This is a genomic window from Terribacillus saccharophilus, assembly GCF_046592595.1.
GTDB lineage: Bacteria > Bacillota > Bacilli > Bacillales > Amphibacillaceae > Terribacillus > Terribacillus saccharophilus_C.
The window spans coordinates 313778-326321 of sequence record NZ_JAWVPF010000002.1 but is presented as its reverse complement, the minus strand read 5'-3'; the positions used below and the strand labels follow the sequence as shown (position 1 = coordinate 326321).

Below are 12544 nucleotides of genomic sequence, written 5' to 3'. Positions count from 1 at the left end.
GGAGGTTCCCACATGGCGATTCAATTGATGCCGGATGATTTAGCGAATAAGATTGCAGCGGGTGAAGTGGTCGAGCGACCGGCTTCGGTCGTCAAGGAACTGGTAGAAAACAGTATCGATGCCGGCAGTACGGTTATCAAGGTGGCGGTACAGGAAGCAGGGCTGACTGAAATCAAAATCGTCGATAACGGTGATGGTATGGAACCGGATGATGTAGAGCGGGCGTTTTTCCGCCATGCCACAAGCAAGATACGGAATGAGCATGATTTGTTCCATGTCCGCACACTTGGATTCAGAGGAGAAGCGCTGGCCAGTATTGCAGCAGTCAGCCAGCTTGAAATCAAGACAAGCACGGGTGAGAATGCTGGTGTAAAGCTTGTCATGGATGGCGGTACAATCAAAGAAAGAGGCAAATGTGATGCGCGTAAAGGAACCGAGATGACGGTGCGGCATTTGTTCTTCAATACGCCGGCCCGGCTGAAGTATATGAAAACAATCCACACGGAGCTTGGGCACGTATCAGAAGTGATCAACCGGCTTGCGCTTGCTCATCCGGAAATACGTTTTGAGCTGACCCATAACGATAAACCGATGTTTCAATCATCTGGCCGAGGAGATATGCTGCAGATCGCTGCCCAGATTTACGGTAATTCTGTCGCAAAAAAAATGGTCAAAGCATCACACGAAACATTGGATTACAAGCTGGAAGTATTTGCTGCCAAACCAGAAATAAATCGTGCGTCCCGCCAATATGTATCGTTTATCGTCAATGGCAGATACATTCGGAATCCAGTTTTGGCGAAAGCGGTCATGCAGGCATACCATACGCTGCTTCCTATCGGGAGATTTCCGCTCGCTGTCATAACTATTGAGATGGACCCAGTCCTAGTGGACGTCAATGTACATCCAGCAAAGCTGGAGGTTCGTTTCAGCAAAGAAAAGGAATTATTTGATGCTGTTGAGCAACTTGTCTCAAAAGCGCTCCGACAGCAGCGGCTTATTCCGGAAGCTGTCGCACCTAAACAGAAGAAAATACAAGAAAAAAGTGAACAGCAAAGCTTCACTTTCTTTGAAAGTAAACCAGCTAAAGAACCAGAAATACAACAAGAGCAATGGTTCTTTGATAAAGTAAAGGAAACTGTTCCTCCAATCATTGAGGAGAAGCAGCCGGAGCCGGAAACAGAGACGGTCATCGATTCATCTGCTCATATAGTCCAGGAAACAGAGTATGAAATACCGGTAGAGAATGAAACCGAGCCGGAATATGCTGTACCGGCGATGTATCCGATCGGCCAGCATCATGGCACGTATATTCTTGCTGAAAATGAAGAAGGTCTTTTTCTCATCGATCAGCATGCTGCGCAGGAACGTATTAAATATGAATATTACCGGGAAAAAATCGGCGAAGTGGAAAAGGAATTGCAAGAGCTGCTCATTCCGCTTACATTTGATTTTACCCAGCAGGAAGCATTGATAGTCGAACAACACAAGACAGAGCTTGAAGCAGTCGGTTTGTTTTTCGAATCGTTCGGGGGTCACACATATATCGTGCGTTCCCATCCGCAATGGTTCCCCAAAGGCTTCGAAGAGGAGATCATTCGGGAAATCGTCGAACAAGTGATGCAGGAAAGTAAAGCAGACATCCGAAAGCTGCAGGAAGAAGCAGCGATCATGATGTCCTGTAAGCGATCGATCAAAGCGAACCATCATCTGAATTATGACGATATGTCCCATCTCTTGGAAGAGCTCCGCACATCACAGGATCCGTTCACCTGTCCGCATGGGCGGCCGATTATCATCCGTTTCACTTCCTATGAACTGGAGAAGCTTTTCAAACGAGTACAATAGGCGCAGGCAACTGCGCCTTTTTTGCTTGTCTAGGTGTTCACCGCTCCGTCACTCATAAAGCTTGCTTATACTATCCTGTAACCTAAAAATTGACAGGGAGGAGTATTCGTATGGCATTATTCATCCAACCGACCACAGGAAGGCTGACTAGCGGTTTTCGTGGTGCAAGATCGGACCATAATGGTGTCGACTGGGCTCAGTCTGGGACGGTGCGTATAGTCGCAGCGGCAGCAGGTACTGTCAGCAGGTCCTATGTATCAACATCATATGGTGAAGTTGTCTTCATTGTGCATCAGCTGAATGGTCAAACGTATGAAACAGTATATGCTCACATGCGATCGGGATCTCGGCAAGTTCGTGCAGGTGATACTGTCAGACAAGGACAATTCATTGGCTATATGGGTAATACAGGTGATTCCACTGGTCAGCATCTGCATTTTGAATTGCACAGGGGCAGATGGAATGTGGAAAAATCAAATGCAGTCAACCCGCTTAACTATATCGGTACAACAGCAGCAAGCAGTGCGCAGCAAACTGCAAGTACCCGATACCCAGGAAGCTATATCCGGACAGGTTCACGGGGTGAAAACGTCCGCCGCATCCAGCGGGCGTTAGGTATAACAGCAGACGGGATATTCGGACCAAATACAAGGCAGGCCGTCATCAATTTCCAGCGCAGCAACGGACTTGGAGTAGATGGCATTGTCGGTAGGGAAACTTGGAATAAATTGTTCTGATTTTGGGCATGCTGACAGCCAGAGGAGGCGTTAGCCATGCACAATCAGCATCTTGTAGATTTTCTTAACCAGCAAATAGCCAATGTAAGTGTACTGCATGTCAAACTGCAGCGTTACCATTGGTATGCAAAAGGTCCCTATGGCTATTTAATGGAGCAATATACCGAGGATTTGCACAATCAGCTGGATGATATAAAGAAAAGCTTAGGGAAACGAGTGCTTGCGATAGGCGGCCGGCCAATAGCGGTCATGAGCAAATTCCTGCAGGAGGCAACCATAAAAGAAGCCGAAGCAGATGATGAGGATTATGAGGTAGTCAAGACGATGCGTCATGATTACAGCCAGCTGGCACAAGAGATTAAAATCACGGGCATACCGCTTGCAAAAAGGCAGGAAGACGATGCGACCGCCGGATTGCTTGTTGATATACTTGGAAGACTTGAATATGAGGCAATCCGCTTGTCGAAATATCTTATTGATGCCGATCGATAAGCTGTGCGTGGTGCGCACGGCTTTTCGTTTATCTTTCTTTGCAGTGTTATGCTAAACTAGTGACATGTTAAAGAAGGAGAATGACATGGACAAGCAGAAAGTAATCGTCGTTGTCGGGCCTACTGGTGTCGGCAAGACACAGCTGAGTATCGAAATTGCCAAAAGATTTGGCGGTGAGGTGATCAGCGGCGATTCCATGCAGATATACAGAAGCATGGATATTGGAACGGCAAAAGTAACCAAAGAAGAACAGCAAGGAATACCGCACCACTTGATTGATATCCGAAATCCGGATGAAAATTATTCAGCTGCTGATTTTCAAGCTGATGTAGAGGCCTGTGTTCAAGATATTGCAAGCCGAGGGAAACTGCCTATCATTGCAGGTGGGACCGGCTTATACATACAAGCAGCCCTTTATGCTTATGATTTTTCAGAAGCAAAACGAGACGACAGCTATCAACAGGAGCTGGAGCAGGAAGCCCAAACGCATGGCCCGCTGCATTTGCACAAACAACTGCAGGCAGTCGATCCCGTGCAGGCGGAGCGTATCCACCCGAATAATGTCCGCCGCGTCATCCGTGCGCTGGAAATATTCCACCGTACCGGTAAAAGAATGAGTGATCACGAAGAAACAGAGCCGGATGCTCGCTATGACACTACTATGATTGGGTTGGAGATGGATCGGGATCTTCTTTATGAGCAGATCAATCTGCGGGTGGATAAAATGCTTGCTGAAGGCTTGCTGGAAGAAGTCAAGCGTTTGGTCGGAAACGGAATCCAGGATACCCAGTCGATGCGGGCGATCGGGTATAAGGAGTTTATCCCTTATCTGGAAGGGAAAATGGACTGGGAAGATACGGTTGACCAGCTGAAACAAAACAGCAGACGATATGCCAAACGGCAGTATACCTGGTTCCGCAATAAGATGCATGTGGACTGGTATACGATCACACCTGCGACAAAAAATGAAAAATTTAGAATTATTTTAGAAGAACTTGCAGGAAAGCTGGAACAAAGGTAGAAATAGGAACCGTATAGAAATTAGGAGGGGAATAGATGTCTCAATCTGTTAATATTCAAGATCAATATCTGAATCAGCTACGCAAAGAACGTATGCAAGTCACTGTCTTCCTGACAAATGGCTTTCAAATCCGCGGAACGGTGAAAGCTTTTGACAATTTCACTGTATTGTTCGAAACGGAAGGCAGACAGCAATTAATCTTCAAACATGCGATTTCCACATTCTCCCCAGTGAAGAATGTATCGCTGGATTATAAAGAACAGAGCTAAGTCAAAGCGGGCGCCATATGGCGCTCGTTTTGTTTTGTGGTTTTAAACCGCATCACTGCTGAATAAAGTAGAAAAAGACCATTGGGCATTTGTCACGGCCTACCCGTCTTGAGCGTAGACTACAGCAGTGAGGGGTGATCATGTGGAAGCTCAAGTTACGAATGCAAAAGGGAAAATCAATATCGTCCTGAAAAACAGACAGCAGGAAACGGAACAACTGCAAAGCAGTACTGTCAAGCGCGATATCGACCCATTCCGTCATATTGACCAGGAATTCTCCTCCTTTATCGGAATGGAGAAGCTCAAGAAAACAATCAAAGAAATTTATGCTAATGTCCATATCAGCGGCAAACGGGAAGCGGCGGGGTTAAAACAGGAAAAGCAAGTGCTGCATATGCTGTTTGAAGGCAATCCCGGAACTGGAAAAACGACAGTAGCCCGTAAGCTTGCATCCGTCTTCCACGACATGAACGTCTTGGATAAAGGCCATTTCATCGAAGCGGAAAGAGCAGATTTAGTTGGAGAATATATCGGGCATACTGCTCAGAAAACGCGGGCACTTGTCCAGCGTGCCATGGGTGGGATCCTGTTCATAGACGAGGCTTATTCACTTGCTCGGGGCGGAGAAAAAGACTTCGGTAAAGAAGCGATCGATACACTTGTCAAACATATGGAGGATGCCTCCAACCGCTTCATACTTATCCTGGCCGGATATCCCCGGGAAATGGGACATTTCATGAGCTTGAATCCTGGTCTTCGATCACGATTCCCCATCCAGCTTGAATTTCCTGATTACAAATCCGAACAGCTAATGGATATTGCAAAAGGGATGTTAACAGAAAAAGAGTACCAGCTGACAAAAGAAGCAGAGTGGAAGCTTAAAGAAATCATCGTTCAGCAAAAGGCAAAACGGACAGCTGATTTTTCAAACGCCCGGTTTGTGCGGAATATTATTGAAAAAGCAATTCGGATGCAGGCTGTCCGGCTTGTACGCCACGATCATCATCTGTCGACTGAGGAATTGATGAAGGTGACGGTTGCTGATTTGAATCAAGAAGAATAAAAGAAGCCCAGAGTGCGTGCTGAACATGCACTCTGGGCTTCTTTGTGCTGGAAACGATTTTGTATAGCTGCATTTTACTGGGGCACCATACTTAGCAAGGAGTGCACATTATGGGAAATATACTTGATTTTCTAATGCGAATAGAAGTTTGGATGGGGACAATTGTGGTAGTCCTTTTTCCAATTCTGCTGACCTTGTTAAGTAATAAATTAAAAGAAGTCCGTATAAAAAGCTATACACGAAGAGAGCAGCATTTCATTCCAGAGCCTTTCAAACTCACTACGAAAGTATCAGCCAACTTACAGCAGCTGAAAGCGATAGTTGGTGACAGCTCGGATATCATATACCGTCAATTTAAGCTGGGAATGGATAATCGCAGCTGTGCTATTGTCCACATTGATGGTTTAGTTGATCAGCAGCTGCTGCAGCAATCCATCCTGCATCCGCTGCTGCAGGCAAAGCAGTCCAAGTCAGGTTTGAACTTTTTCAAAACAGAGAGCATTAAGGATTATCTAATGCATCATGCGATAGAAGTGAGTGATGCAGAAGCCTTGAAAGACTCAAATAAAATAGTAAGGAAGCTTTTATCTGGAGCAGTGCTGCTTTTCGTCGACGGGCTTGATGAGATACTAGTTCTAAGTGTGAAAAAATGGATTTCCAGAACCGTGGATGAACCAATTACAGAAGCTCTTGTCAGAGGACCACGATTGAGTTTTATCGAGAATATTCGTGATAATACTGCCTTGCTCCGCAGGATGACAACAGATCCCAATTTAACATTTCAAGACTTTGAAGTAGGAGAACGTTCAAAAAGGCAGCTGACTATTGCGTATGTAAAGGACATTGCCAATGATGAGCTGCTCGGAAACGTAAAGAATAGGATTAATACGCTTGATATTGATCATGCAGCTGAGTCAGGATATATTGAGCAGCTTATTGAGGATGACTATCTGTCTATTTTTCCTCAAGTGCAGTCAACGGAACGGCCAGATCGTGTGATGGGAGCTATTTTAGAAGGAAGGGTTGCTATTTTGCTCGATGGTTCCTCTTATGCTTTGATCGTGCCGGCAACTTTTTCCATGATGGTACAGTCACCGGAGGATTATTACGAGCGCTGGATTCCGATGTCCCTTATTCGGCTGCTACGTTATGCAGCAGCTTTTTTAAGTATTTTTCTTCCTTCGTTTTATATTGCTTTTGTTTCCTTTCATCAAGGTTTGATACCTACTGATTTAGCTCTAGCCATAGCAGGAACTAGAGTAGGTGTCCCCTTTCCGACGATCATCGAAGCACTATTAATGGAAGTATCCATTGAACTATTAAGAGAAGCCGGTCTGCGACTCCCGCGGCCAGTCGGCCAGACTGTCGGCTTGGTTGGTGCTTTGATTATTGGGGAAGCAGCGGTACAAGCAGGGCTGGTGAGTCCCATTATGGTAATCGTTGTGGCTGCAACTGCTATCGCATCCTTTGTCTCTCCCCATTACGGTGCTGGGATAGCGTTAAGAATGCTTCGCTTCCTTGCAATGTTCTCAGCAGCTTTCTTAGGGTTATATGGGATTAGCTTATTCTTTGTATCTCTTTGTGTCCATGCCGTGAAGTTGCGGAGTTTTGGGGTTCCGTACGTAACACCTGGTACGCTTTATAGCTTAAGCGATTGGAAGGATTTCTTCTTCCGGCTGCCTTTATTTACGATGAGAAATCGACCTACCGAATATTTTCCAAAGGATCGGGTCAGAAGGAAGAAGTATTAGGAGATGCAGCGTATGAAAATGGGAACGACAAGAATTACTACGGTACAAATGACAGCTTTGCTTTGTTCAACCTTAATTGCTGCTGGTATCTTTACCCTTCCGAGAAACCTGGCAATGGAAGTGGGTACTCCAGACTTATGGGTATGTGTATTGCTGGGCGGCGTATGCGGTTATCTTTCTTGTCTTATCATAATATCCTTAAGCCTTCGCTTTGAACGTCTAACCTTTTTTGAGTTCAACAAGATTATTGTTGGAAAGTGGGCAGGTTCAATAATAAGCTTCGGTTTTATCGCCTACGCACTCGTGATAGGAGCATTTGAAATTCGATCAATGGGTGAACTGACGCAATTTTATTTGCTGGAAGAAACACCGATATCCGTCATTTTGATCAGTATGTACTGGATTGCAATTTATTTGCTGGTTGGCGGTATTAACCCGATAGCACGTTTAATCGAGTTATTGACACCTGCTTGCATCATAATATTTATACTCGTATTTTGCCTCGGTTTTAAAGTATTTGAGATAAGCAATTTGCGACCAGTATTCGGACTTGGTTTCACGCCTGTTCTGAAAGGTCTGACACCGACATTTTTAACTTTTAGCGGATTAGAGTTTTTGCTCGTATTCATAGCAATGATGCAAAAGCCAAAGCAGGCAAAAAAAGTGGCAATGATAGGGTTAGGAATACCTGTATTTATATACCTGCTGGCAGTGGTCATCATTACGGGAGGGCTATCTGTTGATAGAATGACGCATCAGAAATGGCCTACTTTTGCTCTGATTCAGGAATACGAATATGAGGGAATCCTGTTTGAGCGTTTTGACGCTTTGTTTTTAGTTGTTTGGCTGATTCAAATGTTTACGACATATGTGATCTGCCAATATGTTGCGGCAGAAGGTATCTCTACCTTGACACGTTTATCTTATAAGAAGGCAAACTATCTACTTCTAGCTGTTGTATACATTTTCTGTTTGATTCCTCAAGATTTGAATCAACTTGAGAAAATGGGGACAATTATCGGCTGGACAAGTTTTGCTTTCTCTTTTGTAATACCATCCATACTGCTGATAATTGCTATGGCAAGGAGGCTTAGGCGGGTTGAAGAGGAAAAAAGTGAAGCGTAAGCTTTTGGTATGTTTGTTCTTATTGCTCTTCTTTTGTGGAGGCTGCTGGGACAGCGCAGATATAGAAGACATGTCATTTGTAATTGGTTTTGGACTTGATAGCAGTGAAAATGAAAAGAGCCCGATTAAGCACACGACACAGCTTGCTGTCACAAAGAAGAAAGGGGAGCAAGGTGCAGCACCCCAAGGTAAGATGTATCAGGATATTACGCTTGAAGGGAGATCGATCCAAGATATTCTCCGCAGCCTCGCTTTACAGCTGCCTTATCCGGTATATACAGATCACCTGGAATCCATCGTGATTAATCAAGAAACAGCCAGTACGTATGACCTTTCCATCCTGCTCGACCAAATGCTGCGTGATAACACTACACGTTTAAGTCCGCTTGTCGTTCTCAGCAAGGAACAGGCGAGTGATATATTGAACACAAATATAGAGGGAGAGATACCAAGCAGTTATATAAGCAGCATTTTTGAAAATGAGACAAGTACGCTAAAACTACTGCCTGGGGTACGGTTGGGGCAGGTTGCTTCAAACCTTTCTTCACAAAAAAGCTTTGTTCTGCCAAATGTAAAAAAACTAAAAAATACAGTAAAGGTGGATGGAGCTGGAGTTATAAAAGGGAAAGACGGAAAACTCAAGGGGTTTTTGACGATTAAAGAAACAGAGGGCATCAACTGGCTCTCAGGAAAAGGAAAAGCTGGTCTGCTGGAATTCAAGGACGATAAGGGAAATACGATTGTTTATGAAGTACAGAACTATAGGACAAAGGTGAAGCCAAAATTCCAAAATGAACATCTGTCGTTTCAAGTACAAGTTAAAGCACAAGGATGGATAAATGAAGATTGGTCGAGGTCTTCTCACAATATGTCTGAACAATACGTGAAAAAATTACAATATTATGCAGAAAAAGAAATAAAAAAATTGATGGCAAGTTCGTTAGAAAAGCTTCAAAAGGATTATAAGACAGACGTAGTTGATTTCTCTGACAGTTTCCGAATAGCTTATCCTAGAGAGTATAAAACAATGAAGAAAAACTGGGATGAATTTTTTTCTAAAGCAGATGTCAGCTTTCGCACGGATGTACAGATCATTAACACTGGAGATGTGGTGAAGTAGTCGATGATGAATTTCAATTTTTTGAAATTAACTTTCATGTAAACATGAAAATCTTGAAAGCTTTCGTATAAAGCGAAGGCTTTTTCCTTGTCTGATAGGGTATAATACATATGGAAAGGGTGACAGTATGGAACGTGTATTATTGATGGCAGTCCATCACCAGAATCAGACATTAGAGCGATTTCAATCGTCGCTTGATGAATTAGAAGCATTAACGCAGACAGCAGGCGGAGAAGTGGCAGGAATTGTCACACAGAAACGGGAACGTCTGCATCCTGGTACATATTTCGGATCAGGGAAGCTGGAGGAACTTGCTGAGCTAGTTGAGCAGGAAGAGCCGCTTCTGGTCATATCAAACGATGAATTATCGCCAGGGCAATTGAAAAATATCAGCAACCGAATCGGCGTTCGTGTAATCGATAGAAGTCAGCTGATTCTTGATATATTCGCAACACGTGCACATACACGTGAAGGTAAACTGCAAGTCGAATTGGCGCAGATGCAATATTTGCTGCCTAGACTGTATGGACAAGGTACGGAAATGAGCCGGCTTGGTGCTGGTATCGGGACAAGAGGACCCGGTGAGACGAAGCTTGAAACAGACAGAAGGCATATCCGTCGCCGGATCGATGAAATCAAGCAGCAGCTAAAAGCGATCGTCTCACATCGTTCACGATATCGCGAGCGGCGTAAAGCGAATCAGGCTTTCCAGATTGCCTTGGTTGGCTATACGAATGCGGGTAAATCGACAATCTTCAACCGGGTGACTGGAGTTGACAGCCTGGAGCAGGATCAGCTGTTTGCGACACTGGATCCGATGACACGCCGTATGCGTCTCCCATCAGGTTTCCAAGCATTGCTGACAGATACGGTTGGTTTTATACAGGATCTGCCGACGGCTCTTATCGCAGCGTTCCGTTCGACACTGGAGGAAGTGACAGAGGCTGATTTTATCATCCACATGGTGAACAGCGCGCATCCAGATCATGAACAGCAGCAAGCGACTGTACTGAAGCTGCTTCATGAACTAGAAGCTGATCATTTGCCGATATTGACTGTATACAATAAAAAGGATTTGCTTACAGAAGATTTCATTGCCAGCGCACATCCATACGTACAGATTTCTGCGTTTAAAGAAGAAGACCGCAGACTAGTGATGGAAAAAGTGCAGGAAATGGTCCAGGAAGCGAGTGAATTTTATGATACAATCGTACCTGCCACTGGCGGACGATTATTGGATAAACTAGCACAAGAGACGATTTTAACAAAAAGGGAATACAACGAGGAAATGGATGCCTATGAAGTAAGCGGGTATGTAATGCCGAATCATCCACTTTTCCATCAGTTGAAAGGAAAGAACGAAGCATGATAATGGAAACAGCAAGAAGAACAGAAGAAGAAACAAGCGCTGAACGCGCTAAAATAGATCGTATCGTGGAAAAAAACCAGAAACGTGTAATGGATGCATTCCGCCATCAGCGTGTAAGTGACAGCCATTTTAATCCTACCACAGGATATGGCTATGATGACTTTGGCCGGGAGACACTCGAACAAGTTTATGCAGAGGTATTTGGCGGGGAGGATGCGCTAGTCCGCCCGCAGATCGTTTCTGGTACGCATGCGATAACTACCGCACTATTTGGCGTTTTACGACCGGGTGATCAGCTTCTCTATATAACTGGCAAGCCATACGACACACTGGAAGGTGTCATCGGGAACAAAGAAGAAGATACAGGTTCGTTAAAGGATTTCGGTGTCGCATACGATGCAGTAGATTTAACAGAAGATGATGCAATTGACTATCCTGCTGTAGCAGCAAAGCTTACCGAGAAAACGAAGGTGGTGGCAATCCAGCGTTCGAAAGGATATGCCGACCGGCCTTCTTTTTCTGTTGCAGAGATAGGCGAAATGATCTCATTCGTAAAAGAGAAGTATCCTGATGCTATTATTTTTGTTGATAACTGCTACGGGGAATTCGCTGAAACAGAGGAACCGCTTCATGTTGGTGCGGATTTGATAGCTGGGTCACTTATCAAGAACCCAGGGGGCGGTATTGTCCGTGCGGGCGGTTATATTGCTGGGCGGGCTGACTTGATCGAGCTATGTGCCAATCGCTTGACTGCGCCAGGTCTCGGAAAAGAGACAGGAGCATCACTTGGGATGCTGCAAGAGCTGTTCCAAGGATTCTTCCTGGCACCTCATGTTGTTGGTGAAGCGCTAAAAGGAGCAATCTTTACTTCAAGATTTTTGGAACTGCTTGGCTTCTCGACTTCACCGCAATTCGACAGCAAGCGTGTTGACTTGATTCAGTCGGTGAATTTCCACTCAGCAGATCAAATGATTGCCTTCTGTCAGGCAATCCAGCATGCGTCACCAGTCAATGCACATGTAACGCCGCATGCAGCGCCGATGCCAGGCTATGAAAGTGATGTCATCATGGCGGCCGGGACATTCATTCAAGGGGCCAGCCTGGAGTTGACAGCGGACGGACCGATTCGCCCGCCTTACACGGCTTTTGTCCAGGGTGGTTTGACTTATGCACATGTGAAGCTCGCTATTATCGACGCAGCTCAAAATCTATTAGAAAAAGGCTTGATATCAACGAATCAAGCAGACTAAAAAATTTCATGTCAACTAAGCTAACACGTGTTGACATTTAAAATTACCTACGTTTATAATAGACGTAGAGTACATAAGGAAAGGGGATGGACGATAAATGAGTGACATGAATCGCCGATCTATGCCCTTGTTCTCTATTGGTATTGTAAAATCACTTACTGCATTAACAGCGAGACAAATCCGTTATTATGAAGACAACGGACTGATTTTCCCAGCAAGAACAGAAGGCAATCAGCGTCTTTTCTCATTCAACGATGTGGATAGACTGCTGGAAATCAAGGAATTGATCGACAAAGGAATCAACCTTGCCGGAATCAAGCAAATGCTGCCGTACAGAGAAAAATCGACAGCAGAAATGCTTGATACACCGATTGAACCGGAAATCTCTGATAAAGCACTAAGACAGATGCTGCGTCAGGAACTAATGGATACCGGCCGATTGGGCAAAGCTTCGTTACGTCAGGGAGAGTTATCACGATTCTTCCATTAATAGAGGAGG

General features: G+C 44.7%; 12 protein-coding genes and 1 pseudogene. All 13 read left to right on the top strand.

Annotation, left to right across the window (positions count from 1 at the left end):
- Positions 1-12: 12 nt before the first annotated feature.
- Complete coding sequence (gene mutL / locus SFC25_RS04080) at positions 13-1848, top strand: DNA mismatch repair endonuclease MutL (protein ID WP_411214057.1); 1836 nt, start codon at positions 13-15, stop codon at positions 1846-1848.
- A gap of 110 nt (positions 1849-1958) precedes the next feature.
- Positions 1959-2354: pseudogene (locus SFC25_RS04075) on the top strand (M23 family metallopeptidase); the annotation flags it as partial.
- On the top strand, positions 2349-2585 hold the full coding sequence (locus SFC25_RS04070) for a peptidoglycan-binding domain-containing protein (protein ID WP_411214211.1): 237 nt from the start codon (positions 2349-2351) through the stop codon (positions 2583-2585). The pseudogene SFC25_RS04075 and the gene SFC25_RS04070, both read left to right, overlap by 6 nt.
- A 36-nt stretch (positions 2586-2621) precedes the next feature.
- A complete protein-coding gene (locus SFC25_RS04065) occupies positions 2622-3077 on the top strand; it encodes a Dps family protein (RefSeq protein WP_411214056.1) in 456 nt (151 codons plus the stop codon).
- Positions 3078-3141: 64 nt separating this feature from the next.
- Positions 3142-4098 (top strand): tRNA (adenosine(37)-N6)-dimethylallyltransferase MiaA, encoded by a 957-nt coding sequence (gene miaA, locus SFC25_RS04060; protein ID WP_411214055.1) that lies wholly within the window; start codon positions 3142-3144, stop codon positions 4096-4098.
- 35 nt (positions 4099-4133) lie between these two features.
- The gene (gene hfq, locus SFC25_RS04055) at positions 4134-4367 is read left to right on the top strand and encodes an RNA chaperone Hfq (protein ID WP_038560416.1); all 234 of its coding nucleotides are present in this window, start codon (positions 4134-4136) and stop codon (positions 4365-4367) included.
- A 142-nt stretch (positions 4368-4509) separates the two neighbouring features.
- Positions 4510-5430: an AAA family ATPase gene (locus tag SFC25_RS04050; RefSeq protein ID WP_411214054.1), complete on the top strand. Its 921-nt coding sequence runs from the start codon at positions 4510-4512 to the stop codon at positions 5428-5430.
- 152 nt (positions 5431-5582) lie between these two features.
- Entirely contained in the window at positions 5583-7181 is a 1599-nt protein-coding gene (locus SFC25_RS04045; RefSeq protein ID WP_411214210.1) for a spore germination protein, read from the top strand.
- Positions 7182-7193: 12 nt separating this feature from the next.
- Positions 7194-8306 carry a GerAB/ArcD/ProY family transporter gene (locus tag SFC25_RS04040; protein WP_411214053.1) on the top strand — a complete coding sequence of 371 codons (1113 nt, stop codon included), beginning with the start codon at positions 7194-7196 and terminating at the stop codon, positions 8304-8306.
- Positions 8281-9426 (top strand): Ger(x)C family spore germination protein, encoded by a 1146-nt coding sequence (locus SFC25_RS04035; RefSeq protein ID WP_411214052.1) that lies wholly within the window; start codon positions 8281-8283, stop codon positions 9424-9426. Before SFC25_RS04040 ends, SFC25_RS04035 begins: the two co-directional genes overlap by 26 nt.
- A 127-nt stretch (positions 9427-9553) precedes the next feature.
- Positions 9554-10795 carry a GTPase HflX gene (hflX, locus tag SFC25_RS04030; protein ID WP_411214051.1) on the top strand — a complete coding sequence of 414 codons (1242 nt, stop codon included), beginning with the start codon at positions 9554-9556 and terminating at the stop codon, positions 10793-10795.
- 2 nt (positions 10796-10797) lie between these two features.
- On the top strand, positions 10798-12045 hold the full coding sequence (locus tag SFC25_RS04025) for a methionine gamma-lyase family protein (protein ID WP_411214209.1): 1248 nt from the start codon (positions 10798-10800) through the stop codon (positions 12043-12045).
- Between the two features lie 97 nt (positions 12046-12142).
- Positions 12143-12535 carry a MerR family transcriptional regulator gene (locus tag SFC25_RS04020; protein ID WP_411214050.1) on the top strand — a complete coding sequence of 131 codons (393 nt, stop codon included), beginning with the start codon at positions 12143-12145 and terminating at the stop codon, positions 12533-12535.
- Positions 12536-12544 lie beyond the last annotated feature (9 nt).